Source organism: Candidatus Phytoplasma fraxini (assembly GCF_038024965.1).
Taxonomy (GTDB): domain Bacteria; phylum Bacillota_I; class Bacilli_A; order Acholeplasmatales; family Acholeplasmataceae; genus Phytoplasma; species Phytoplasma fraxini.
Window position 1 is genome coordinate 540,894 of record NZ_CP146843.1, and the last position, 24,657, is coordinate 565,550.

26 protein-coding genes, 1 tRNA gene and 2 pseudogenes are annotated in these 24,657 nt (G+C 20.9%); 7 read left to right on the forward strand and 22 right to left on the reverse strand.

Annotated features, from left to right (window positions below; translation table 11 throughout):
* Positions 1–406: 406 nt before the first annotated feature.
* The 7 genes and pseudogenes from AADV48_RS02660 to AADV48_RS02680 all read right to left on the reverse strand — a co-directional run bounded on the left by AADV48_RS02660 (position 407) and on the right by AADV48_RS02680 (position 4,200).
* A complete protein-coding gene (locus AADV48_RS02660; protein ID WP_341266520.1) occupies positions 407–523 on the reverse strand; it encodes an SVM family protein in 117 nt (38 codons plus the stop codon).
* Between the two features lie 405 nt (positions 524–928).
* Positions 929–1,114, reverse strand: a pseudogene (locus tag AADV48_RS02970) (hypothetical protein); the annotation flags it as partial.
* A 120-nt stretch (positions 1,115–1,234) separates the two neighbouring features.
* Positions 1,235–2,368, reverse strand: a pseudogene (locus AADV48_RS02665) (DpnII family type II restriction endonuclease).
* 64 nt (positions 2,369–2,432) lie between these two features.
* Positions 2,433–2,633, reverse strand: coding sequence for a DNA adenine methylase (locus tag AADV48_RS02975; RefSeq protein ID WP_423064661.1), 201 nt, complete (start codon positions 2,631–2,633; stop codon positions 2,433–2,435).
* 16 nt (positions 2,634–2,649) lie between these two features.
* Complete coding sequence (locus tag AADV48_RS02670; RefSeq protein ID WP_341266521.1) at positions 2,650–2,925, reverse strand: DNA adenine methylase; 276 nt, start codon at positions 2,923–2,925, stop codon at positions 2,650–2,652.
* Between the two features lie 92 nt (positions 2,926–3,017).
* On the reverse strand, positions 3,018–3,155 hold the full coding sequence (locus AADV48_RS02675) for a hypothetical protein (protein WP_341266522.1): 138 nt from the start codon (positions 3,153–3,155) through the stop codon (positions 3,018–3,020).
* The gene (locus AADV48_RS02680; RefSeq protein ID WP_341266523.1) at positions 3,136–4,200 is read right to left on the reverse strand and encodes a hypothetical protein; all 1,065 of its coding nucleotides are present in this window, start codon (positions 4,198–4,200) and stop codon (positions 3,136–3,138) included. The genes AADV48_RS02675 and AADV48_RS02680 overlap by 20 nt, the downstream gene beginning before the upstream one ends.
* A gap of 412 nt (positions 4,201–4,612) precedes the next feature.
* Here AADV48_RS02680 and AADV48_RS02685 point away from each other — a divergent pair, with 412 nt between their 5' ends.
* Positions 4,613–5,266: a hypothetical protein gene (locus AADV48_RS02685; RefSeq protein WP_341266524.1), complete on the forward strand. Its 654-nt coding sequence runs from the start codon at positions 4,613–4,615 to the stop codon at positions 5,264–5,266.
* 33 nt (positions 5,267–5,299) lie between these two features.
* Here the strand turns inward: AADV48_RS02685 and recU are convergent, their stop codons facing one another.
* Positions 5,300–5,845, reverse strand: coding sequence for a Holliday junction resolvase RecU (gene recU, locus AADV48_RS02690; RefSeq protein WP_341266525.1), 546 nt, complete (start codon positions 5,843–5,845; stop codon positions 5,300–5,302).
* Positions 5,846–5,984: 139 nt separating this feature from the next.
* Between recU and AADV48_RS02695 the strand changes: the two genes are divergently transcribed.
* The 6 genes from AADV48_RS02695 to AADV48_RS02720 all read left to right on the forward strand — a co-directional run bounded on the left by AADV48_RS02695 (position 5,985) and on the right by AADV48_RS02720 (position 12,858).
* Complete coding sequence (locus tag AADV48_RS02695; RefSeq protein WP_341266526.1) at positions 5,985–7,664, forward strand: ribonuclease J; 1,680 nt, start codon at positions 5,985–5,987, stop codon at positions 7,662–7,664.
* Between the two features lie 52 nt (positions 7,665–7,716).
* Positions 7,717–9,411 carry a ribonuclease J gene (locus AADV48_RS02700; protein ID WP_341266527.1) on the forward strand — a complete coding sequence of 565 codons (1,695 nt, stop codon included), beginning with the start codon at positions 7,717–7,719 and terminating at the stop codon, positions 9,409–9,411.
* A 121-nt stretch (positions 9,412–9,532) separates the two neighbouring features.
* Complete coding sequence (locus AADV48_RS02705; RefSeq protein WP_341266528.1) at positions 9,533–9,862, forward strand: hypothetical protein; 330 nt, start codon at positions 9,533–9,535, stop codon at positions 9,860–9,862.
* A 101-nt stretch (positions 9,863–9,963) separates the two neighbouring features.
* Positions 9,964–10,779: a DNA-formamidopyrimidine glycosylase gene (mutM, locus tag AADV48_RS02710; RefSeq protein WP_341266529.1), complete on the forward strand. Its 816-nt coding sequence runs from the start codon at positions 9,964–9,966 to the stop codon at positions 10,777–10,779.
* A 38-nt stretch (positions 10,780–10,817) separates the two neighbouring features.
* Entirely contained in the window at positions 10,818–12,023 is a 1,206-nt protein-coding gene (locus AADV48_RS02715) for a DnaD domain protein (protein WP_341266530.1), read from the forward strand.
* Between the two features lie 19 nt (positions 12,024–12,042).
* Positions 12,043–12,858: an ATP-binding protein gene (locus AADV48_RS02720; RefSeq protein ID WP_341266531.1), complete on the forward strand. Its 816-nt coding sequence runs from the start codon at positions 12,043–12,045 to the stop codon at positions 12,856–12,858.
* Between the two features lie 550 nt (positions 12,859–13,408).
* On the opposite strand, the gene AADV48_RS02725 is transcribed toward AADV48_RS02720, so the two are convergent.
* From AADV48_RS02725 to dnaG, 14 genes are all read right to left on the reverse strand, one after another.
* On the reverse strand, positions 13,409–13,831 hold the full coding sequence (locus AADV48_RS02725) for an OsmC family protein (RefSeq protein WP_341266532.1): 423 nt from the start codon (positions 13,829–13,831) through the stop codon (positions 13,409–13,411).
* A 30-nt stretch (positions 13,832–13,861) separates the two neighbouring features.
* Positions 13,862–14,212 (reverse strand): hypothetical protein, encoded by a 351-nt coding sequence (locus AADV48_RS02730; RefSeq protein ID WP_341266533.1) that lies wholly within the window; start codon positions 14,210–14,212, stop codon positions 13,862–13,864.
* A gap of 17 nt (positions 14,213–14,229) precedes the next feature.
* Positions 14,230–14,436 carry a YneF family protein gene (locus tag AADV48_RS02735; protein WP_341266534.1) on the reverse strand — a complete coding sequence of 69 codons (207 nt, stop codon included), beginning with the start codon at positions 14,434–14,436 and terminating at the stop codon, positions 14,230–14,232.
* Positions 14,437–15,124: 688 nt separating this feature from the next.
* Positions 15,125–15,694 (reverse strand): bis(5'-nucleosyl)-tetraphosphatase (symmetrical) YqeK, encoded by a 570-nt coding sequence (gene yqeK, locus AADV48_RS02740; protein WP_341266535.1) that lies wholly within the window; start codon positions 15,692–15,694, stop codon positions 15,125–15,127.
* Between the two features lie 18 nt (positions 15,695–15,712).
* Positions 15,713–16,267: an HAD-IIIA family hydrolase gene (locus AADV48_RS02745; protein WP_341266536.1), complete on the reverse strand. Its 555-nt coding sequence runs from the start codon at positions 16,265–16,267 to the stop codon at positions 15,713–15,715.
* A gap of 4 nt (positions 16,268–16,271) precedes the next feature.
* The gene (greA, locus tag AADV48_RS02750; protein ID WP_341266537.1) at positions 16,272–16,745 is read right to left on the reverse strand and encodes a transcription elongation factor GreA; all 474 of its coding nucleotides are present in this window, start codon (positions 16,743–16,745) and stop codon (positions 16,272–16,274) included.
* Between the two features lie 56 nt (positions 16,746–16,801).
* Positions 16,802–17,401, reverse strand: a complete 600-nt coding sequence (locus tag AADV48_RS02755) for a hypothetical protein (protein WP_341266538.1) — start codon at positions 17,399–17,401, stop codon at positions 16,802–16,804.
* A 20-nt stretch (positions 17,402–17,421) separates the two neighbouring features.
* Positions 17,422–17,871 (reverse strand): Holliday junction resolvase RuvX, encoded by a 450-nt coding sequence (ruvX, locus tag AADV48_RS02760; RefSeq protein ID WP_341266539.1) that lies wholly within the window; start codon positions 17,869–17,871, stop codon positions 17,422–17,424.
* Positions 17,868–20,504: an alanine--tRNA ligase gene (gene alaS, locus AADV48_RS02765; protein ID WP_341266540.1), complete on the reverse strand. Its 2,637-nt coding sequence runs from the start codon at positions 20,502–20,504 to the stop codon at positions 17,868–17,870. The genes ruvX and alaS overlap by 4 nt, the downstream gene beginning before the upstream one ends.
* Before the next feature lie 62 nt (positions 20,505–20,566).
* The gene (gene rpmF, locus AADV48_RS02770; RefSeq protein ID WP_341266541.1) at positions 20,567–20,758 is read right to left on the reverse strand and encodes a 50S ribosomal protein L32; all 192 of its coding nucleotides are present in this window, start codon (positions 20,756–20,758) and stop codon (positions 20,567–20,569) included.
* Between the two features lie 126 nt (positions 20,759–20,884).
* Positions 20,885–20,961: transfer RNA gene (locus AADV48_RS02775), tRNA-Arg, on the reverse strand.
* A gap of 71 nt (positions 20,962–21,032) precedes the next feature.
* Positions 21,033–21,473 carry a tRNA (adenine(22)-N(1))-methyltransferase TrmK gene (locus tag AADV48_RS02780; protein WP_341266542.1) on the reverse strand — a complete coding sequence of 147 codons (441 nt, stop codon included), beginning with the start codon at positions 21,471–21,473 and terminating at the stop codon, positions 21,033–21,035.
* Positions 21,470–22,738 carry a sigma-70 family RNA polymerase sigma factor gene (locus tag AADV48_RS02785; protein WP_341266543.1) on the reverse strand — a complete coding sequence of 423 codons (1,269 nt, stop codon included), beginning with the start codon at positions 22,736–22,738 and terminating at the stop codon, positions 21,470–21,472. Before AADV48_RS02785 ends, AADV48_RS02780 begins: the two co-directional genes overlap by 4 nt.
* Positions 22,739–22,764: 26 nt before the next feature.
* Entirely contained in the window at positions 22,765–24,624 is a 1,860-nt protein-coding gene (dnaG, locus tag AADV48_RS02790; protein ID WP_341266544.1) for a DNA primase, read from the reverse strand.
* Positions 24,625–24,657 lie beyond the last annotated feature (33 nt).

The following is a 24,657-nucleotide window of genomic DNA, read 5'->3' on the forward strand; positions in this document are numbered from 1 at the left end:
TTCAGTTTTCAAGAACACTCCATTCATTTTATTTATCCTTTCTTTTTATAAATTGAAATAATTTCATGAAGGGAGTTGAAAGAAGTTTAATTTACTTTTTTAAATTTAGTTTGTTGTTTATTTTCTATATTGTTTTGTTAAATAATAAAGACCTTAAAAGAATAATTTTCGACTTATATATTTTGTATTTTAAATAGATTGACTTCTTTTTAATTTTGTGAAATTATTTGCATCATTATTTTTTGGTTTATTTATAGAATTTATTATATTTATCTTATCAGAGACACTTTGTAATGATGAATCTTTATCACTGATATAATAGCTCATTTTTAATGAATTATTTTTATTTTGGTTAACATTCATTTTATAAATTGTTTTAAATTGTTTTTCATTTGAAGAACTTAAATCAGTTTTTTTTATTATCAATCGCCATTAATTGAGCATTGTTAAAAATCAATATTAAAGTTATAAAAGTCATTAAATAAAAATAAGTTATTTGGAATTGGTTTTTTAATTTTAACATAATTCAAATCTCCTTTATTTTTATCTCTCAACTGAGGTAATTTCGTAGAGGCAGTGAGGGAATATAGGGTAGATTGTTTTTATTCTAATATTTTTGTATCATAATTATGTTGTAATAAATCTTTTAATGAACAGCATATGATGATGTGCTCTCATAATATTCTTGATTGAATTATTGTTTCCTTTTTTTATATCATATACATAAACTATTATAACTCTAAATGATTATATTTATTTAAAAAAAAGGGGGGGTTGCGCGCAACTTTGGGGTTTTATTTTTCTCCTTCTTTGATTTATGTTTACTTATAATGTTTGTTAGCGATTCAGCAAGTTAATCTTTTGTTTAATATATAAATAATTTCAATACTTGGTAAGGTTGTTAATTTAAAAATTAAAGTTTATTTTATTTTTTTTTGAGGCGGTAGTTTGCTTGTTGGTAGGAATTTTTCTTTTTAGAATCAAAAATAATGGTAATATTTAATAATTATCTTTTTAATGTTTGTTAAAAGTTTTTGATTTGAACTAAGTCATTGGGGATTGATTTTGTTTCCCAACCCACCTGAATGATTCCTTGATTTATTTCGTTTTTCATATTTTTATCCTTTTATTTTCATTTTGGATAATAAAAAAAGACTCTCAATTAAGAGAATCTTATTTTATTAATTTTTTTGTTTAATTGTTTAAAACTTTTATTAAATTACTTTAAATATTATTATTTTTTTTTAAATTTAATGAAATTTTCAAATCTTTGAAGATTATAACAATATTCTATATTTTCTAATGCTGATTTTAAAGGATCGTTTGTACTTTTTAATCCTTTTCCGTCAACAACATAAATAAATTCTTTGTCTTTAAATTGTTTAATTGTTTTATTTAAATTTACAAATCGAGACAATTCACTGTTTATTTTAGAACCCGCAACATTAAAAAAACTACATTCCAAATAAAACATAGTTTTTTGTATTTCAAAAACAAAATCTATTGTTTTAGTTTCTTTTAATTTGGTATTTGAAAAAATGTCTTCTAATTTTACTTCAGTTCGAAATTCAATATTATTTTTTTTTAATATTTCGGAAATCATAAACATCATTATTTGTCCAGTTTTATTTTTATTCATATTTGAATTTAAACCAATTTTTATACCTAATAACAAAGATTATATATTATTAATTGTTGTGTTTAAAAAAATATTGTGTAATAAACCAGATTCTTCAACAAAATGCAAAATAGATGTTAAACAAGTAAAATTAACTTTAAATTCTTGTTTATCCTTATTTAAAAAGATCAATTGTTCTTCTTGTAAATGTTTTTTTGTAAGCAAACAAGGTAAAATGTCAAAACATTCAGTTTGTTTATTTTTAAACAAATACTCAATTTTATTGTTAAATTCAGTTTTTGAAGAAGAAAACAAAGTATTTAATTTGTTTATTTCAACATTATATTTTATTAAAAAAGTATCAATTTTAGTCCAATCAATATAAGAATTTAAATTATAAGTAGTCATTCGTAATTCTTTTTTAAAACTTAAATAATTTAATTCTAAAAGTTGATTTTTTGTAATGGGATAATTAGTAATAATTGTTTCATAATTATTATTTTTTCTTTTCGAAGCATCTGAATTAATAAAACGCGAAACAGAAATTCTATTTAAATAAAATTTAGAATATAATTCATTAATATAAGGTGTATCATGATTTGTTAAAATCCATTTAACTCCTCTATTATGAGCATTTTGTAAAGTTTCAAATAATCTTCTTTGTCCTTCTTTACCAAAAGGTGCAGTAGTATAAGCATCGAAAGAATTATTATGCGAATCATAAGGGGGGATCAACAAAAAGAAAATCATCTTTTTGTGCTCGATCTATTATTACTTGATAATAATCACAAAAAAATTCAATATTTGAATGTTTTTAAAAATAAAAAATGATTTTTTCTATATTTTTAACATCAATTAAAGATGATAAAGAAAGATTTGTTTTTTTATTAAAAGGGGTATTAAATTCATTTTTTCTATTAACGCGATAGATACCATTGAAACAAGTTTTATTTAAAAAAATAAAAAGAGCGGTTTTTCTAATATTTGAGACCGATCGATTATATTCATCTCTAATTTGCCAATAAAAAGATTCACCATCTTTTTTTGAGTTGTTCGTTTAATTCATTTAATATTTTAATAATTTCTTGAGAATGTGTTATTAAATTTTGCCATACTAAAATCAAATCTGAATTAATATCATTAAGAATCGCTTTATTAGGTTGCAAATGCAAAAAAAGAGCACCACCGCCTAAAAACGATTCATAATAAGTATTAAATTCTGATGGAACAACTATATCTAAAAAAGGCAATAATTGATTTTTTCCACCAATCCATTTAATAAAAGGTTTTAAAGTTGTTTTTTTCATTTTTTAAATTACCTGTCATTTTTAAAATTGCAATGTTCCTAAAGTTTAGACATTTTTTGCTTTTTAAAAATTCTTTAAGACTAACTTAATAGTTAGTCTTTTTTTATTGAAATTAAATTTTTTACAAAATTTTTGAATTTTTTTAAATTTTTTATATCTTTAATATCGAAATATTTCAAATTTTGTTGTAATTCTTCTTCATATTTTGCTTCATAATCTATCTTTTTCATAAATACTATCCTTATTTATATTATTACAACAATTTATAAAAGCTTTTGTTAAAATATTTCTAGCTAAATGAAAATCCAACCTGCGTCTACGCTGATTATCCTTGTTATTTCCTTTGAATGGAGACAGCAAAACATCCTTAGTTTTTGTTCTAAATATATTTAAAATGTGGTTTGCGTTAATAATTATTTGTTCAATTTTTGAATAATCTAAATATTTAAATTCTTCACTGTTAATTATAGTAATCGCACGAGACGAAGTTTTTATATTTGAAATATTATATTTTAATTGGTTTTTATGTATGAATTTAATTTTTTTGTCAGGATTTGTGGAATCTACACACAACAACGCAATAAATCCATTAACATCGTTAAATCGTAATTTTTTTAAAAACTCGCTTTTTTCTTTAACAAAAATTTTTAATTTTTTTAGTTCTTGTAAAGAACCAATTTTATCATCATTTTTATAAAGAATTTGTTTTTCTAATTTGGCGCCATTAAAACAAACAATACAAATAGGGGCGGTAGTATCTTCAAAAGGGTTGGGTTCAATGATAATAATTCTGTTAACATTGGTTTTATCAAATTTTGAATTAATAAAAGTTTCAGGGACAATTGCAAAACCTGGTTGATTTGTGGATATCATCTTACTTAAAGCTAATAAATAAAGATCAACAAAATTAGATGTTTGAAAATAGTCTTTATAAATTTGTGTATATTTTTTACGATAACAACTATTCTTTGCTAAATACGGGGGGTTTGTTGATATAAAATATTTATGTTCTTTTTCATAAGGTATATCTTTTAAAGAATCATTCATTTTATATTTAATAAATTTCTTATCAAGATCATATCCTATAAAATTTAAATTAGTAATTTTATTTTTAAAATAATATTTTAAAAAATTTAAAATATCACCTTCGCCAGCGAAGGGATCTAAGATAATATGATTTTCTTTTAAATTATCAAACATAAATTCTTCTAATGGTTTTTTGAACCAATTTTGTTTTTTAGTAAAAAATTGACCGAATTGAATTTTGTTTGTCAATTTAAAAACCTATCTTTCTTTTCACTGTTACAGAATTTAAACAATTTTTTTCAAAAAATGTTTATTAATTACCTTTATTATACTAATAAAAATCTTTTTTTATAACAGAAAAATAAAAAATTAATTAATGAAATTATTTTATATTTATTAAGTTATTTGATATAATATTTAAGAAATTAAAAAAATAATTAAATCTTATGAAAATAATTTGTTTAAATTTGGAATATTTTCACAAAATAATATTAATTTCAATTATTTTTCCTAAAAATAGAAATTAATATAAAAATTTATAATCATATAATCGATCTAAATATATTGTGTATTCAACAAAATAATTATAGAAATTATAATACATTCATTTAAATAAATGCTCAAAATGAAAAAATGATGAATAACAAGAAAAGGAATAAAAATGAACAAATTTTCATTAAAAAAAATAATTGTTATTTCTTTCATTTTATCTATATCTTTAATTATAGAAATTATTTTAACTAAAACGGTTTTACACGAACATAATTGCGAAAGCTCTATTATAAAATTAGAATTATTACCGCTTTTTTTAATAGGTTTTCTTTTTGGTTTTAAATATAGTTTTTTTTCTAATTTATTATATAATTTTATACATATTACTTTAGAAAGTACTTTAAGTTTTGGGCAAAATAGCTTATTACAAAAATATGACAATAAAAATTCTTCACTATATATAGGTATTTTATTATTTTTATTTATAATTCCTTATTTATCTTGTTCTTTAACAGGTTTATTTTATTCAAAAGATTCAAATAAATTATCTCAAAAAAAAAATATTTTCAATAGTTTATTATTGATAACAATTATACAAATAATCTCTTATATTCTATTTATTTGTATATTTTTTGAAACAAATGCAAAAGAAATTTCGCATCATATTTATCATAACCATAATAATTGGACTAACAAAATCCAACCTAATATATTTTTAATTTTGTATTTTTGTTTTACATCAATAATAACTAATATAATTAGCGGCTTTTGTTTATTTTTTATTAAAAATATTATCCAAAAAAATATACAATTTATTTCTTAAAAAATTGTTCTGTCATTTAAATTTTGTAAGTTATTATAAAAAATTATCTACTATTTTTAGATAATCTAGTCTAGGTGACAAAGAAAAAGGAATTTGATAAAATTTTTCTTCAAAAATTTTATAATTTATACTTTTTTTGTCAAAATTTTCGATATAATCGATTAAATTTTTTATCGGAAGATAAAAATATTTTTTATGAAATTTAAAATTAATAATAAAAAAAGCAATTCCTTTTAATTCTTGTATAAGTTGTAAAGTTTTTATTTGATGTTGAGGTATATTAGACAAAGGAAAACTATTTTTATTATTAGTTTCTTTAACATCAAAACATAAATACCTTCCGCGATAAAGTCCTTGATAATCAGGTAAAGCTTTCAAACAATAATAAGCTTCTGTTATTTTAGTTGTTTGTCTAGAAGCATAATCAACTTTAACAACTTTAATAGGTATTTCATTTTTAAAAATTAAAGCAATTTTGTTTGTTTGATAAAAAATATTGGTTAAATTAATATCTCGTTCTAAAGTGCTACCTAAATTACTTTTATGTGATTTATTTTTTGCAAAAATATTTGTAAACATTTTATATATTTGACTTTCTTTTTATTTTTATAATTATATTAACTATTTCTATTTAACATAAAAACATTATAATACTTTTATGTTAAATGTTTATAATTTATTTTATAAGAAAAAATTTTAATAGGAGTTTTTATTGAATATGCAAGATATTGGATTTACCGTGTTAGGAGGAATAGGAGAAAATGGGAAAAATTTATATTTATTAAAAATAAAATCTTCTTATTTTATTCTAGATACAGGTTTAAAATATCCTAATATGACTATGCGCGGAATAGATTCGATCATTCCTGAATATACCTCTTTAGAAAATATAAAAAACAAAATTAAAGGTATTTTTATAACTTCTGCTTTTGAAACACATTCTGGTTCTATTCCTTATTTGATTAAATACTTTCAAGCACCTATTTATGCTTCTGATTTTGTTATAGATATTTTAAAAGCAAATTTAGAAAATCATACTAATAATGTTGATATTAAACAAATAAATTTCAACAAAATTAATGAAAATTCTCAAATTGATTTCAAAGATACAAAAGTTAATTTTTTTGGAATAGCTCATTTTTTACCAGAAACTTTAGGTTTAGCTTTTGAAACATCTCAAGGTTATATAGTTTACATTAGTGAAATGCATTTCTTACAATCCAAAAATAAAAATTTTCAAACTAATTTTTTAGCTTTATCCAAGTTAAACTCTAAAAAAGTTCTCGCTCTAATGATAGCATCACAAGGAACATTTAATATTGGACAACAAATAAAAGAAGAAACTTTAGAATATTCTATAAGTAGTTGTTTTGCGAATATAAAAAATAATATTCTTATTTCTTTTTTAATTCCTGATTTACTAAAAATTCAATTAGTTATTGATATTGCAGTTGCTTTTAATTTAAAAATAGTTTTATTAGGTAGAAAAAACGAAAAAATTGTAGATATTGCTATTCAAAAAGGTTATTTAAAAATTCCTAATGGTTTTTTAATAAATTTAAAAGGAATGAAAGATTATTTAAAATATAAAAATTTAGTAGTAATAATAATAGGAAAACGTTTCGAACCTTTATATCGTTTACAAAGAATGTGTAAAAAAACAGATCGTTTAATGATGTTGCATCCTCAAGATAAAATTTTATTATTTTCTATAGAAATAACAGGAATTGATAAAATTCAAAGCAAAACAATAGATTCTTTAGCCCGAAATGGTTTTGTTGTAGACTTATTAGTTAAAGATTTATTAACAGCTTCTTACAATTATGAAGAAAATTTTAAATTATTTCTTAATTTATTGCAACCTGAATACCTGTTACCAATAACAGGAGAATATCGTCATCAATATCAAATGAAAAAAATTGCTATAAATTTTAATTTTCCTGAAAATAAAATTTTTATGCTTGAAAATGGAGATAGTTGGGTTTATGATTTCAAAAACAATCCTCATATTAATAAAAATTTTTTCAAAAACTTAGGAGAATTTTTAATTGATGGTACTCCCGTTTTAGAAGGTAATAATTATATTATCAAAGATCGAGAATTATTAGCTAACGATGGAGTTATTATAATAGCTTGTAATTTAAATTTAAGATTAAAAAAAATTATAGGAAATATAGAATTAATTAGCAAAGGTTTTTTAGATAAATCAAAAATAATTACATTCATATCAGATTTAAAAAACATTTTTGCGCAATTCATTGAAGAATATTTAAAAAACAATAGACAAACTAAATTAAGTGATTTTAAAACTTATTTAAGAGAAGAATTATCAAAATTTATTTTCAAAAAAACACAAAAAAGACCAATTATAATACCTGCTTTGATAACTATTGATTAAGCAAAATTTCGTAATTTCAAATGAATAAAATAAATAAAGGAAATTAAAAATAATGGATTTATTAAATAAAAGTCCTGAATTAAACAATTTTGATATATTCTTTTATGCTTTAGGCGGTTTAGGTGAAATCGGCAAAAATATGTATATTTTCGAAATTGAAAAAAAAATATTTATCGTTGATTCAGGTATTTCTTTTTTTGGAGATTCTTTTTTAGGAATTAATTATGTTATTCCTAGTTATGAATATTTATTACAAAATGAACACAGAATTGAAGCTCTTTTTATTACACATGGCCACGAAGATCATATCGGTGGTATCCCCTTTTTATTAAAAAAAATTAAAATTAATAAAATATTTGTTTCTGGTATAGCATTTAATTTAATAGAATCTAAATTAATTGAACATAAATTGAATCAATATATAAAAATTATACATAAATATAATAATGATTCCGAATTTCAATTTGAAAATACTACAGTTTCTTTTATAAGAATGAATCACTCTATACCTGATACATTTGGTATAGTATTTAAAAATAAAAACATAATACTTTTTTATACAGGAGATTTTAAAATCGATAATACACCTGTTGGGCCATTAGCAGAATATAATAAACTAACAGAATTAAATAAAAAAAATATTTTATGTTTGTTTTCTGATTCCACTAATTCACAAAATAAAGAGTTTATTCAATCAGAAAATGAAATTAGTAAAACTATTAACCAATTATTCTATAAAATAAAAGGCAGAATTATAATTGTTACTTTTGCTTCAAATTTTTATCGTATCAAACAAATTATAGAAGCTAGCCTTTTAACAGGAAGAAAAATCGCTATTTTTGGACGTAGCATGGAAAAAGCTATCGAAATAGGAATAAAAAACGGTTATTTAAAAATTCCTAAAGACAAAATCGTAAATGGTTTTAATTTAGATAAACACCATAATATAACTTTAATTTGTACTGGTTCACAAGGAGAACCTTTGGCAGCACTAAGTAGAATGGCTCATGGAATTCATAGACAAATTAAATTATTGCAAAAAGATACTGTTATTTTTTCTTCTTCTCCTATACCTGGAAATCAATATAGTATAAATAAAGTTTTAGATTTACTTTTTAAAATGGGGGTTGAAGTTATTACACATGGCGATGTTGTTAACACTCATGTATCAGGACATGCTAATCAAAATGATTTAAAGTTATTATTAAACTTAGTTAAACCAAATTTTTTTATTCCAGTTCATGGCACGCATATTATGTTAATAACTCACAAACAATTAGCTATAGAATGTGGTATGCAACCCGAAAATGTTGCCGTTTTAGATAATGGAGATGCTGTAGGAATAAGTCATAAATGTATTAAAAAAATAACTAATGCAATACCAGTAAACAATATTTATATAGATGATTCAGGTACAGAAGACCTTAGCAATTGTATTTTAAAAGAAAGAAAAATTTTAAGCGAAGAAGGTTTATTTTCTATTATTGTAAGTATCAATCTAAAACATAAAAAAATTTTAAATATTCCTATAATTTTTTCACGTGGTTTTATTTATATGAAAAGCCATAAAGAATTAATGAAAAAAACTTCTTTAGAAATTAAAAAAACAATTGAAAACTACTTATCTAAGTGTGACAGAGTGAATAAAAATAATTTAAAAAAAGCTATTATAGAATTTATAACTCCTAAAATTTATGATTTAGTTTTAAGAAAACCAATTATCATCCCTATTATTTTAACAACATAAATAAAATTTAAATTAAAAATAGTTTTTATTTTAAATCTTAAATCAAATATATATTTTTATATAATATTTAGTGTATTAAATTATTTTTAAAAATATAATAGAAAGAGTTTTTAATTTTAAAATGAATTCTCCTGAAATAAATAATATAACAAAAGAGCCAATCATCTTAAAAGAGTTTAGTATTGAGATACAAAATAGATATATAAAAACAAAAGATCAAAATAAAAGAGAATGGTTTACTAAAAATCTAAAATATGTTGACGCAAATAAAATTTATACATTTACAGAACTAATAATTAAATTCGATCATATCGACGAAGATAATCCAGAATTTTTTTTACAACCAGGTCAATTTATTAAAATCCTTAAAGGGGAAATAGAAAAAGATAAATCTGTTCCAGACAAATATAATTTAACAATTTATAAATTTCAACAAGAGATAGAAAGATAAAAATTATACTCTTTTTATTTTAAAACATAAACTATCTCATTATGATTGTTTTTATTTCAAAGTAAAAATAAAAGAAAATGTAAAATGGATGTGATGAAAAAATGCCTGAATTACCAGAAGTGGAAGTTACGATTCGTCATTTAAAACAAAAAATAACTAATCATCAAATACAAAAAATACAAGTTTTTCATCCACCTTCCTTTAAAAGTTTATATGATTTAGACAACATAAAACAAAAAACTTTTTTAGATATTCAAAGAAAAGGTAAATTTTTATTATTTTTTTTAGAACATGATTGGGTTATCGTAGGACATTTTAGAATGGAAGGAAAAATATATATTCACTCTCCAGAAGAATGTAATATAATTCATAAATACGAAAACTTTAGAATATTTTTGGATAAAAATAAAATTTTACGATATTATGATTTCAGAAAATTTGGTCGTTTTTCATTACATAAAAAAGACAAATATTTAGAAGAAAGCGGTTTAAATCAATTAGCTTTAGATCCTTTTGAGATAATAGATGAAAATTTGTGGACCAAAATTCAAAAAAAGAAAACAAAAATTAAACAAATTTTATTAAATCAAAAAATAATTTCGGGCATCGGAAATATTTATGCTAGTGAAATTTTATTTTTATCTCGAATCCATCCAGAAAAAATAGCTAATTCTTTAAATATAAAACAAATAAAAATTATCATCTCAAAATCTAAAGAAGTGTTACAAAAAGCAATTGATCACGGAGGAACATCGATTAGTAGTTTTGAAGCTTTAGGAGTAAAAGGTTTGTTTCAAAAACAACTTTTAGTATATAAAAGAGATAAATTAAATTGTTTTATTTGTCAAAATAAAATTGAAAAGAAGAAAATAGGAGGTAGAAGTTCTTATTTTTGTTCTCAATGTCAAAAATTATAACTAAAAATGACAATTTTTAAAATTATCAAAATATAGAGGTGATTTGTTTGTATTCGTTGCAAAAGTTTAATATTAAAAATGATTACGTTTTAACAAATGAAGAACAAAAAATTTTATATTTACTTTATCAACCTGTATTAGGTATAGAAGCACTCAGTCTTTATAATACTTTGTATTTTTTGAACCAAAATAATAATCTAAACTTTATTTATAATCATCAATTTTTATTTGATTTATTAAATATTAATGAAACGAATTTTATAAAATATAAAGAAAAACTTGAAGCAATGAATTTATTACAAACTTTCGAAAATACAAAAAAAGAAAAACTTTATTTGTTGCAACCACCATTAAATTATAAGAATTTTTTTCAAGATCCTATTTTCAATCAATGTTTATTTAGTGAAATAGGAGAAAACCTATATTTACAATTAGTTAATATATTTTGTTCTGAACAAAACCAAATAATGTTGCAAAATTACAAAAACATAAGTAAAAATTTTACAGATATTTATAATTTTCAAAAAATAAATTTACCTTCAACCATCAATCATTTTAAACAACTTCAAAATGATAAACCTTATAATGATTTAATACAAAAATTCAATTATGAATCTTTTATCGAAAAATTGCCACAACGTTTCAAAAAACCTTTTTTATTAGAGTGGAAAAACATTGAATATATTTCAAAATTAAGTTTTATTTATGATATAAATCCTGAAAAAATGGCCTCTTTATATCAAGATATTTTTCGTAATAATCATGACGATAATATAGATTTAAATAACTTACAAATTACATTTAAAAGAAAATATTTAAAACAAAATATAACATTAACAAGCGCTTCCAATATTAATGATGAAGAAAATGAAATGATTCTTTATTTAAAGAATACTAATCCAATTAGAATAATACAAAATTTTAGCAAAAATATTAATGTTTGTTCTGATTTATGCGATATAACTTTTAAACTTATAGGCCAAACAAACACTGATATTGGGGTTATTAATGCTTTATTCATGTATGTTTTAAAATTAAAACAAAATATAAACGAAAAATTGATTTTTAATTTTAATTATTTTAAAACTATATTGGATTCATGGACTCAAAAAGGAATTATTTCAGCAGAAACAGCATATGATTTTTTGATAGAAGATAAAAATTTTAAAAATATTAAAACTAATAACAAAAACCGTCCTAAATGGTTAGATGAAATAAAAACAGAATTAGGTTTTAATAATTAAAAAAGGTATTAAAAAAATAATGCATCTTATAAAAGAATTAAATTTTGAACAAATCAAAAAATATATCCAACAAAACAAAGAAACAAAAAATTTACAACTCAACGATGAGGATGTTATCACAGTTTATAACTATTTAATAAATAAAGATAAAGATAATTCTTTAGGATATCAAATGGTTTTACAAACAAAGCCTTATATTTCTGTTGTTTATAAAGAAACGCCTAAATCTAAACAAATTAATTTAGAAAATAATTTATATAAACAAAATATTTTATTTAATCAAAGTGTAAATTTTGAAAATATCGAATTAAAAAATTTTCAAACACAAAATTCTGAAGTTAAACAAAAAGTTTTAATCAAAACTCAAAATATAATTCAAAATTTTCCTAAAATAAACAAAAGTTTTTATTTATACGGTAAATTTGGTACAGGTAAAACTTTTATACTAAAAAGTTTAGCTAAACAATTAATTAAAAAAAATATTTCTGTATTATTTATTTTTATGCCTGAATTAACTAGACAATTTAAAAATATTTGGAATAATAATGATATTTTAGAAAATAAATTAAACCATTTAAAAAGAGTTCCTTGTTTAATTTTAGATGACTTAGGTGCAGAAAATATGAATATTTTTTTTCGTGATGATATCTTTTTACCTCTAATATATTATCGTTATGAAAATAAATTACCTGTTTTTTTTAGCAGTAACTTAAACGAAAAACAACTACTAGAATATTTAAATTCTTATAAAGATATAAACCATGACATAAAAGCTTTTAAAATAATTAGATTTATTAAAATAATGGCTGATTTTTATAATTTTGATTCTAACTAAACATAATATAAAATAAAAAAATTTATTTGAAGCTATATCTTTATATATAACAATGACTTCAAATAAATTTTTTTATTTTATAATATCCTGGTATTATTATTAAACACAGTTTAATAATCAATTTATTATATTACTTTAAAACCCTTAAACTTTAATAAGCTATCTAAAAAAAGTAGGGTTTTAAAGGGTGTTTAATCTTTGATAATAAATATAATTTATTATCAAAGAGAAAAAGAAAAAATAATTTTCTTTTCTTCTTTCATAATAATTAAATTTTTTATCATTCTAATAATTTTTTAAATAAAATAAAAAATAAAAATATAATAAATAAAAAATTCTTAAATTGACAAAAATTTAAACTTATTAAATAAAATAATAAACTAATAAAATAGTATAATAATAATTATTTAAAAAATCAAAAATAAATATAATTACTTTATGCAAAAAAAATATTTTTTATTTATAACATATTCAATAACTTTATTTTATTAAAGTATTTTATCTTTTTGACAACAAAAATAAAATTATTTAGTTAATGTGCATAAATTATTTATATTTCTTGAAATAACACAGGTATCAAATTAATATGAGGATAACTATGAAATAACCTTGAAACAGGACATTTTATATGAGTTAAATCCATAATTTCTTTGATTTGAGGAATAGATAAAGTTTTAATACTAAAAAACAAATCAATTTGAAAATAAAAACCTTTTTGATCTTTTAAAGTATTACACAAAATTTTAATTTTAATATCCGATGATGATATATTATTATTTTGGATAGCCAAAATATTTTTAGCTGTAGTATAAAAACAATAAAGAATAGATAAACATACAAGTTCATTTGGTTTACTATAATCCTCATTACTATTCAATAAAGCAGAAATTAACTTTGTTTTTAAACCATTTTTTATAATGCCTAATCCTTTAAATTTTTCTTCATAATAACCAATAATTTTAATCTGATTCATCACTGATATATAACAAACTCTTTCTTTTTTTTAATAATTTTTTTCTTCTAAATACATTTTTTTTAAATTTAAATCTTTTTGGATTAAATTTAAAATTTCTAAATTTAAAACACAGCTTAATTGCATATTATTAGAATTTTCTTTAATTTCAAATGCTATATTGAAATTAATAATATTATTAGTAATTGAATTATTTTTCGTTAAAAAAAATTCTTTATCTTTATTATCAGTAAAAATAGATTTTAAAACTTGTCGTTCTAATTTTGAACAATTCAATAAATAAATTTTTATTTTATTCTTTTCACGACTATCATAACATTTATTCATAATGAAAATAATAAATAAAACTACACAAATAATTAAAACAAATTGAAAAATCATAATCTCAAATATATAATCTACTTATTATTTTTAATATTAAACATAATTTGTTTAATTTGCTTTTGACTTGGTGTTCTACCCATTTGTTTAAACATTTCTTTAATTTGTTTTTCTGTAATAGGTGGATTTTTCTCTAAATATTTTTTAAACCAAAAAAACATTAATATAGCTCCAATAACTAGACCTAAAATTAATCCTAATATTCCGCTCCAAACCTCATTCATAATAATAAATTATTGACCTTTCTATTAGATTGATTTATTTTATCCAACTTTTTTATTATAATAATAAACATCTTTCTATCTATTATTTTAATAAAAGTAAAAAGTAAATACTAATAAAATTAAAAAAATAAATTTTTTTGATAATAATTTATTTTTTTAATTTTATTTAGTCTTTAAATAAAATAGAATTATCTATTCTTTAATTTTATAAAAAGTTTCTTGCATAATTACACTTTTATCATAAATAATTTTATCTAAATTTTGAAATAACAAAAATAAAATAATAAAAATCAAGTAGTTCTCAGATAATCAAATAAAAACTAATTCTTATTAAATAAATTTTTTTAATATTTTAACAACATCATAAAAACAACTTTAACTTTTTCTTTATTTAAATTTATTTTTATTTCTTTAAAAAATTTTAAAAGAATATAGAAATAAATTATCAATAAATAAACTTTTTTTATCTTTTCTGCTTAAAGCGTCCAATCCATGAAACTCCTAAAACAACATAAAACATAATACTTGCATCAATAAAATCTATAATTTTATCAAATAAAACTGTGTATGAATAAATGTGGGTATTTCTTTTTTGGTTTTAAAAAAATACTTAATAAAATTTAAATCTTGTATATTTGCCTATAATAATATATAACATATATTTTGATTCATTTAATTATATCAACAATTATTCTATTTTATTTTTAAAAAATTTAAAAATTTCTAACTGTTCAGGAAAAATTCGAAATTTTTTTTCTTTATAAAAAGAAAAAGTAAATTTTAAAAAAAAATAAATTGTTTTATCTAAATTTTCTAGAGATAATTTTCGTAAATAATCAATATTCTCAAAAGTTCTATTATGTTCTATTTTATCACTAATAAAAATTATTTTATCCAATTTATTCATTTTTAAATGACCCCAAACGTGTTTTTTTATAGCATTTAAAATCTTTCTGTCTTTTATATCGAATTCTTTTTGAATAATAACAGAAGCACTTAAAGCGTGATAAAAAAAAGGAGCTAGTTTGTATTTATCAATATTTTTTTTTGTTAAAACTGATAAATGAAATTCTAATGATTCGTTTTTAGTATAATCATGTAATAATGCGGCAATTTGTGTTTTCTCAACATCTACTTTATATAAACGAGATAATTCTACGGCTTTTCTATGAACACCTAAAATATGTTGTAATTTATTAGGATCATTATGAAATTTTTTTTTGATTTTTTGCAAAATTAGTTGAATTAAAATACTCATAATCTTTTCATCTTTTTTTTATTTTATAAAACTCTCAAATTTAGATTTATATTCTGATAAATCAAATTTTTTAATTTTATTAATAAAACGTTTTTCAAATAAAAAACGCATAAATTTAGTCTTAAAAGATTCATTTTTTCTATCTAAAGGTTTAACTAAAATAGATATTATATTCATTTTATTAGCACTAGCAATATCAGTTCTTAATTGATCACCTATCATAATAACTTCATCACAAGAAAAATTACATAATTTTAAAGTTTGTTTTAATCCCCATAAAGAAGGTTTTTTATTCAAAATATTCAAATATATATAACTGAAATTATGAGGTTCTAAAATTTTTTTAATTTTAGACAATGAAGTATTCGAAATTATCACTATTTTAAAATTATTTTTTAAATCATTTAATTTTTTTATAATTTTATGATTTAATTTTGTCTCAGTTGGACTTAACAAAGTATTATCTAAATCAAAACACAAAATTTTAATTTTTTTTTTCAAAAAATAATCATAAGGGATATCAAAAACGGAATTATAATAAAAAGAAGGTAAAAATTTATATTTATTCAACATATTTTCATTCTACCTTCAAAATATTAACTTGAAAACTTTTACCTGTTTCTGTTTTAACTAAAACTTGATCACCTTCTTGATGGCTTTTAAGACTTTGACCTATTGGTGATTCAATAGAAATTTTATTAGCAAAAGGGTTAACTTCTAAAAAACCTACTAAATGCAAAGTTTGTTGTCTATTATCATGTAAAAATTGAATTGTAACTGTTTTACCAATATTAATTTCTTTATTCTTATTAGAAGTATCAATAATTTTAACATTTTTTAAGATATTTTGAATTTCTAAAATACGAGTTTCTATAAAAGCTTGTTCATCACGAGCTGCACTATAATCAGCATTTTCACTTAAATCACCTTGTTCGCGTGCTTCTTTAAGAGCTTCTAAATTTTCATTTCTTTTAACATTTTTAAGATATTCTAACTCTTCTTTTAATTTATCTATACCCGATTGAGTCAATTCATAATTTTTTTTATTCATTTTATTTATTTCTACCTTATTCCAGTTTTTATTTTATAAAAAGACAATAATTATTCTCAATAATCTAATTTATTAATATTTTTGCGAGAAATACTTAAACCATCACCAATGTTCAAAAAAAATGTTGTAAAAAAATAATTTTTTTGTAAGAAAACTTTGAATTCGTTCATTTTGATAATTAATCGCCGAGTACTTCGAGAAATATCAGGATTATCAATACATAAATCGTGAAAATTTAAATTATCACAAATAATAAATTTATTTTCATTCAAAAAAAGATTATACTTTTGGAATAATTTTTGATATTGAACTTTAGCAGCATCAATAAAAATTAAATCATATTTTTTAGTAGGTTGATAAAACAAAGCTTCTGACCAAATAAACTCAATATTAAAAGTTGTTTTCTCTAATAAATGTAAAGCTAATTTATATTTATGAAAATCTCTTTCTATAGTTTGAATATGATTTTGTTCATTGCTCATAGCAAGAGCACTATAACCAATAGCTGAACCTATTTCTAAAATATTAATTAAATTATTTTTTTTAATTATTTTTTGTAAAAAAATTAAAGTCTCACCATGAATAATAGGTATATTATGTTCTAGAGCGTATTTTTTAATTTTTCGTAAATACTTTATTTTTTCTATATTTCCCATATTTAAAATTTTCTAATTGATTATTTTTTTAATTGATTATTAGAATAATTTAAAAAATTTTGTAAAATTATAGATGCTGCTATTTCATCTTTTAATTTTTTACTTTTATATTTGTTATATTTATTCATATAAAATAATTGATATGTTTGTTTAGTAGATAAACGTTCATCCCATAAAATAACTTCTATATCAGGTAAATTTTTTTGAATCCTCTTACAAAAATCAATACTAATTTGTGCTTTAATACCTATATCATTATTCATATGTTTAGGATAACCTAATACTATTGTTGTAACCTTAAATTTATCTATAATCACTTTCAAAGGTAGTATTAATTCTTGATATTGATGAACATTAAAAAAAAGAGTTTTTAAATTATGAGCAAAAAAACCAGATTCAGAAATAGCAATACCTAATGTTTTTTCTCCTAAATCTAAACCTAAAAAACATTTTTTTGGTTTATTTATCATAAAAAATCTTTCCAATTTTTTTGAAATTCATAAAATTTATCGATGTCACTAATATTTAATTGTCCGAATATTTTATTACCACCGCCTTTAAATTTCATTTTTTGATTAATTTTTTGGATAAAATTACCGACGTTAATTACTGTACTTTTACATAAAACAATAATTTGTTCTTGTTTTTTTTGACATAAACATAAAATATCTATTCGTAATTTATTAAATAAATATTCTAATAAATTTTTTAACATAACATTAGTTGCTTCGAGTTCATCAACAAAAATCAATAAATTTTTTTCAATTTTTGCAGGAATAAATTTTTGAGATTCTTTAATAATTTTTAAATTTTCTACTTGTAAAATTTGTTTCTTTATTTCGCTTAATTGTTGTCTCAAAGAATGTAAATAATTTTTATAATTTTGGATATATAAATAACTATCTTGATATTTTGGAGGCAGTGAAATTATATTAAAAAAAGTTAAATAATCTTTAGAGTTTTTATCTTTTTTTATTTCTTCTATTTGAGTTAAAATTTTTTTTTCTTCAGATAAATAAAATTCTAATTTGTCTAATAAAATATTAGAAATTATTACGCCAGAAGTTGCTTCTATTCTATGAATACCTGAACCAATTATTTTATAATCTAAAATAGCAAACTTATTCAAATCTATTGTATTAAGAGCATGAGTCCCCCCGCATAATTGAGCAGAAATATCACCAATCTGAACTATTCTTACTTTATCTTGATAACTTTTATTATCTAAAAAATGAACTTTTCTTTTTTTAGCTTCCGAAAAGGATATCTCATTAATATTAACTAAATATTTTTGTTCAATCCATCCTTTGACTTTATTTTCTATTTGAATTAATTCTTCCAAAGATAAATGTTGAAAATGATTAAAATCTAATCTTAAGGAATTAGGACCTAAAGATGAACCTCTTTGTTTAACATGATCGCCTAAAATTAATTGTAAAGAATCATATAATAAATGAGTAGCTGTATGATTATTAGAAATTTTTTTTCTATTCACGATATCAATAGAGGCTATAACTTCTTGCTTTTCATAAAACAAATCATTTAACGAAACATTTAAATTCTGAAATTGATGTAAAATTTGATTATTTGGTAATTTTATAACTTTTGTTACTTCTAAATTATTAATAGTTCCTGAATCAAAAATTTGGCCACCCATTTCAGGATAAAAAGGAGTTTTTTCTAAAACAATACCTTCGTCAAAAATTTTTAAAACTCTTGTTTTAACTTGGTTTTCATTATAACCAACAAAATCACTTTTATCCACAAAATTTAGAAAAATGTCATTTTGTTTCTTCATGTTATGTTGAATATTATTTTGTCCGCGCGACAACTTTTTTTGTTTATCTAAAAAAAATTGAAATTCTTTTTCATTTATATAGATATTATTTTTTTTTGCATATTCCAATATCATATCTTTAGGTAAACCATAAGTATCATAGAGCTTAAAAAAATTTTCACCTGACAAAATTTTATTATTAACTAACTTAAAAAATAATTTTGGACTTTTTTTTAAATTAATTATAAATTTCTCTTCTTCCAAACTAATAATATTTTGAATAATATCTTTTTTGTGAATTAAATAAGGATAAAAATCTTTCATTGTATCTATAACACTCGATACTAATTTAAATAAAAAAGGTTTATGAAATCCTAATATTTTACCTTTTAAAAAAGATCTTCTTAAAAGTTTCTTTAAAACATATCCTCTTCCTTCGTTAGATAATACAACACCATCACTAATTCCAAAAACTAAAGATCGAATATGATCAGCAATAATTCTAAAATTTTCTTTATTAGGAATATATTCTTTTTTACTCAAAAAACTAATTTGCTTGATAATAGGTAAAAATAGATCAGTTTCAAAATTAGTTTCTGTTTCTTGTAAAACACAAGCTAATCTTTCTAATCCTGCGCCTGTATCAATATTTTTACTCGGTAATTCAAGATAATCTTGTCTATTTTTACCTGATTCACTATTATATTGAGAAAAAACTACATTCCAAATCTCTATAAAACGATCATTCGGAATATCTTCTAAAATTAATTTTAAACCTCTTTTATCATATATCAAACCACGATCAAAAAAAATTTCTGTACAAGGACCGCAAGGACCTTCACCAATTTCCCAAAAATTAGTTTTCAAAGGAATTAAATGATTAGAATCAATACCTTTTTTTAACCATAGTTCATATGTCATTAAATCTTTATAAAAATAAGTAATGTACAACTTATCTTTAGGTAAAGCAAACCACTTCTCAGATATTAATAATTCATAAGCTAAATCTATAGCTTCTTTTTTAAAATAATCACCTATGGAAAAATTACCTAACATTTCAAAAAAAGTATGATGAATACAAGTTTTACCTACGTTTTCAATATCATTAGTTCTTAAACATTTTTGAATACTTACTATTTGTGAAGAAAAAGTTTTTTCCGAACCATAAAAATACTTTTTTAAAGGAACCACACCAGCATTAACCCATAATAAACTAGGATCGGACGAATCAGGAATTAAAGAAACTGATTCTGTGAAACAATGACCTTTAGCAATAAAAAAATTCAACCACATTTTGCGAATTTCACTAGTAATCATTTTTTTCATTTAAAAATTTCCTTTTTTTACACATATCAAAATATTTTTTGAAATAAAAAAAAACAAAACTTTTAATCTTTATTTAGTTTTGCCTTATGTTTTAAAATTAATTGTCCTTTGTAATAAGGATTATTTAAAGTAACACGATGTGATAAAGTGAAATTATTATCTGGACAAATCACTAAATTAGGTTTATTTAATTTGTAATGTGTACGTCTTTTTCTTTTTGCAGTTTTACTCGTTCTTCTAAAAGGAACAGCCATTATTTTATATTCTCCTATTTTATTTTATTATCAAATAAAAATTTATCAAAAAAATATTTATTTGATAATAAAAATTTATTGTTTCAAAATATTAATAATAAAGATTTTATATCTAAAATTAAAATATGGCGTTTGAGAAGGGATTCGAACCCCTGACCGACGGCTTAGAAGGCCGTTGCTCTATCCTGCTGAGCTACTCAAACTTTTTTTTAAATCAATTTATATTATACTTTAAATATTATTATTTTTCAATCTATTATAAAATTTTGTTGATTTATTTTTTAAAAACTTTCAAAAAAATATAATGAAACTTATCATAAAAATTATGACATTCTAAAATAACAAAATCATTCTCATTTAACCAATCAATTAAATAATGAATTTTACCTTGACAACCTAACAAAAAATACTTATTTTTATAATTAGTTCTACTTAAAATTGTAGCAATAGTATGTGGTCCTAAACCACAAATCAAAGCCAAATCAAAATAATCATCTATTTTATCAAAACCATCACTTAAATAAAATTTAACAGGATAATTTTTTAAATTTTGATAAGCTCTTTGTAAAGGTTTTATTTTATTATCTGAAGCAATGCCACTTTTAATATATTTTAAGTCTAATGATTTTTTCAACACTAATCCATGGTCTGTACCGATATCAGCAACTACATTATAACCTTTTAATAAAGATGCGATAAAAAGAATTCTTTTCATTTTTTAGTAATATTACTGTATAGTGTTTTTAATTTATTTTGTTTAGAAGGACTTCTTAAACGTCTTAAAGCTTTGGCTTCTATTTGACGAATTCTTTCGCGAGTAACTTTGAATTTATCGCCTAATTCTTCTAAAGTATAAACATGGCCGTTTGTCAAACCATAACGCATTTTTAAAACTTGTTTTTCTTTATCAGATAAAACTTCTTCTAAAGATTCATCTAAAGTTTTTTTCAACATTTCTTGCAACATATAATCATGAGGAGAAACAGCATTAGGATCGTTAATAAAATCTCCTAAAGATGAATCATCTTCTTCTCTAGCTGATGTTTCTAAAGAAATAGTTTCTTTTTCTATCATCTGAATATCAATAATTTCTTTCTTTTTGATATTCATTTGCATAGCTAATTCTTGATTATCTACTTTACGTAATAAAACTTGTGTTAATTTTCCTATACAACGAGAAATTTTATTCATTGTTTCGATAATATGAACTGGAATTCTAATTGTTCTAGCTTGATCAGCAACAGCTCTAGTAATAGCTTGTCTTATCCACCAAGTAGCATAAGTAGAAAATTTAAATCCTTTTTTGTAATCAAATTTATCAACTGCTCTCATCAATCCCATATTGCCTTCTTGAATTAAATCCAAAAACAAAATTTTTCTTCCTATATAACGTTTGGCTATCGAAACTACTAAACGATAATTAGCTTCAATTAATTTATTTTTAGCTTTTTCAGATTCTACTATTATTTTATTTATTGCTTCTAATTGTTCTTCTGTTAATTGAATTTCTTTTTTGTTATATTTCTCTAATTCTTTTTTTGCTTTTAAACCTTCATAAACCATTTTAGATTTAGCTTTTTCTTCTGCTAAAGTTAATAAAGGAATTTGCCCAATTTCTTTTAAATACATTTTAACAGGGTCATTGACTTTAATAGAATTAGAAATATTATCTAAATTTAAATCTTCTTCTTGTGAATCTTCTTTGTTGTGCAAAATATAATCTGTTAAATACGAGTTATTAAAAACATCAGTGTTTAATGAATTTCTTTTTTTAAAAGTATTTTTTGTATTTTTAAATTTTTTTTCATACATAATCAAACATTTTACAATTTTTCTATTAAAACAATCTTCATCTTTATAAAATTTGTCTAACCATTTGATTTTTTGTTTATAAAGGGTTATTGTTGAACTAGTAAATTCTTGTTCCACTTTTAAATGATGTTTTTTATAAATTTTTTTAAAAATTTTTCTTAAATTCATAATTTTTCCTTTTTTAATTTATAAATTTATTTAATTGTATTTTGTTCGATATGAATTAATTTTTCTTCCAACTGTTTTAATTTTTCAAATAATTTATCTACTTTTAACTGATCTTCTTCATTAATAATAATTTCTTTAATTGTTTTAATGTCTTTTTGTATTTGTTGTTTTTGTATAAAATATTCTTCTATTTCAAAAGGATAAAAAAGACTTTTTAAATAATCTTGACTATCTATTAGAATTTTTTGTTTAAATATAAAATTGTTTTCAACTTGCAATAATAAATTATATATTTCATTTGAATTAGATAAATCATCTAAAAAATTTTTATAAATTTTTTTGAAATTTAAAATATTTATACCATTTTTAACTTTTTCATCTTCTGTTGCGTATTTGATATAATATTCTTTAATCATACGGATTAATTCTATAATATTTGGATGAATATAACTATATTTATAACTTTCTTCTAAAATAAAATCAATATATTTTGGAGTTAAAAATAATTCAGTTAAAATACTTTTTTCTTTATCTTGATGCTTAATTATTCCATTTAAAGAAATTTTATCGTTTTGTTGTTTTAATAACTTATTATTGATATCCCGCGGCGAATCAACAGGAAATAAATTTATTTGTATCTGATATTTTTCATTTATTTTATTTTGAAAATATTGAATAACTTCTTTATCATGATATTTCAATAATGATATAATTTTTGATTTTATTTGATCTTTACCTAAATCTGCGATTATGAAATTATCTATTTTCATAAAAATATAATTTTTAATTTTGTTCTCTAATTTTTTTTTTAACAATTCAATATTATCTTGATTTAATACAATATACTCATCAGGATCTGAATCAGAAGGTAGACTTAAAACATCAACTCTAAATTGATTCTTATTCAGTAATAAAGCCATATGTTCGATAGCTTCTTGACCTGCACTATCCGAATCTAAAGCGATAATAAGTTTTTTAGTTATTTTTTTCAATGATACAACTTGAAATTGATTTAAATAAGTGCCTAATGTAGCAATAACGTTTTTTATTCCTATCTTATAAAAAGAAATAACATCAAAAAAACCCTCACATAAAATAAGTTTTTGTTTTTGTTGAATAAATTTTTGATGTTCGAAAAAACGATATAATAAATGTTCTTTTTTTAATTGGCGATTGAATAAATATTTAGGTTGTTTTATTTCTTCATTATTTTCTATAAATAAACGTCCACAAAAACCAACTATTTTGCCTTCTATATTCGTCAAAGGAAACATTAAACGATTTTGAAACAAATCAAAATATTGTAGATTTGTTTCTTTATTACTAGAATCAAAAATTAATCCTAATTTTAATAAATCTTCATATTTATAATTAAGTTTATCTATTAAATGTCGAATTAAAGCATTTGGACTTTTATGAGAATAACCTAAACCAAATTCTTGAATTAATTCAAGATTTAATTTTCTATCATCCAATAAATATTTTTTTAAAGGATGTTCTTTATATTCTTCTTTATTCAATATTAAAAATAAAGATTTTTGATAAAATTTATTCACTGCTTCTAAAATTAAATCTAAAGTATTGGTTGTATATTTTTGTTTATCAGGTAATTTCAAATTAAAAAGTTCAGATAATTGTTGAATTGCTTCCGATACAGATATTTTTTTCAACTGGCAATAAAAATTAATAGGAGAACCGCCTTTATGGCAAGCCATACATAAAGCAATATTTTTTTCAGGAGAAACAGAAAAAGAAGGAGTTTTTTCTTTATGAAAAGGACATAAACCAAAAAAATTTTTTCCTTTTTTTCGTAAAACAATACCCATTTTAATAACTAATTCATGAATAGAAATCTCTTGATTCAATCTACTAATTACATCATTCATATTAAATCAATTTATATACCTATCAAAAATATT

Bases quoted from the DNA above. Each gene is read 5' to 3' on its own strand.
- AADV48_RS02660 (WP_341266520.1), bottom strand. From the start codon at position 523: ATGTTAAAATTAAAAAACCAATTCCAAATAACTTATTTTTATTTAATG.
- AADV48_RS02670 (WP_341266521.1), bottom strand. From the start codon at position 2,925: ATGAAAAAAACAACTTTAAAACCTTTTATTAAATGGATTGGTGGAAAA.
- AADV48_RS02675 (WP_341266522.1), bottom strand. From the start codon at position 3,155: ATGAAAAAGATAGATTATGAAGCAAAATATGAAGAAGAATTACAACAA.
- AADV48_RS02685 (WP_341266524.1), top strand. From the start codon at position 4,613: ATGAACAAATTTTCATTAAAAAAAATAATTGTTATTTCTTTCATTTTA.
- recU (WP_341266525.1), bottom strand. From the start codon at position 5,845: ATGTTTACAAATATTTTTGCAAAAAATAAATCACATAAAAGTAATTTA.
- AADV48_RS02695 (WP_341266526.1), top strand. From the start codon at position 5,985: ATGCAAGATATTGGATTTACCGTGTTAGGAGGAATAGGAGAAAATGGG.
- AADV48_RS02700 (WP_341266527.1), top strand. From the start codon at position 7,717: ATGGATTTATTAAATAAAAGTCCTGAATTAAACAATTTTGATATATTC.
- AADV48_RS02705 (WP_341266528.1), top strand. From the start codon at position 9,533: ATGAATTCTCCTGAAATAAATAATATAACAAAAGAGCCAATCATCTTA.
- mutM (WP_341266529.1), top strand. From the start codon at position 9,964: ATGCCTGAATTACCAGAAGTGGAAGTTACGATTCGTCATTTAAAACAA.
- AADV48_RS02720 (WP_341266531.1), top strand. From the start codon at position 12,043: ATGCATCTTATAAAAGAATTAAATTTTGAACAAATCAAAAAATATATC.
- AADV48_RS02725 (WP_341266532.1), bottom strand. From the start codon at position 13,831: ATGAATCAGATTAAAATTATTGGTTATTATGAAGAAAAATTTAAAGGA.
- AADV48_RS02730 (WP_341266533.1), bottom strand. From the start codon at position 14,212: ATGATTTTTCAATTTGTTTTAATTATTTGTGTAGTTTTATTTATTATT.
- AADV48_RS02735 (WP_341266534.1), bottom strand. From the start codon at position 14,436: ATGAATGAGGTTTGGAGCGGAATATTAGGATTAATTTTAGGTCTAGTT.
- yqeK (WP_341266535.1), bottom strand. From the start codon at position 15,694: ATGAGTATTTTAATTCAACTAATTTTGCAAAAAATCAAAAAAAAATTT.
- AADV48_RS02745 (WP_341266536.1), bottom strand. From the start codon at position 16,267: ATGTTGAATAAATATAAATTTTTACCTTCTTTTTATTATAATTCCGTT.
- greA (WP_341266537.1), bottom strand. From the start codon at position 16,745: ATGAATAAAAAAAATTATGAATTGACTCAATCGGGTATAGATAAATTA.
- AADV48_RS02755 (WP_341266538.1), bottom strand. From the start codon at position 17,401: ATGGGAAATATAGAAAAAATAAAGTATTTACGAAAAATTAAAAAATAC.
- ruvX (WP_341266539.1), bottom strand. From the start codon at position 17,871: ATGATAAATAAACCAAAAAAATGTTTTTTAGGTTTAGATTTAGGAGAA.
- alaS (WP_341266540.1), bottom strand. From the start codon at position 20,504: ATGAAAAAAATGATTACTAGTGAAATTCGCAAAATGTGGTTGAATTTT.
- rpmF (WP_341266541.1), bottom strand. From the start codon at position 20,758: ATGGCTGTTCCTTTTAGAAGAACGAGTAAAACTGCAAAAAGAAAAAGA.
- AADV48_RS02780 (WP_341266542.1), bottom strand. From the start codon at position 21,473: ATGAAAAGAATTCTTTTTATCGCATCTTTATTAAAAGGTTATAATGTA.
- AADV48_RS02785 (WP_341266543.1), bottom strand. From the start codon at position 22,738: ATGAATTTAAGAAAAATTTTTAAAAAAATTTATAAAAAACATCATTTA.
- dnaG (WP_341266544.1), bottom strand. From the start codon at position 24,624: ATGAATGATGTAATTAGTAGATTGAATCAAGAGATTTCTATTCATGAA.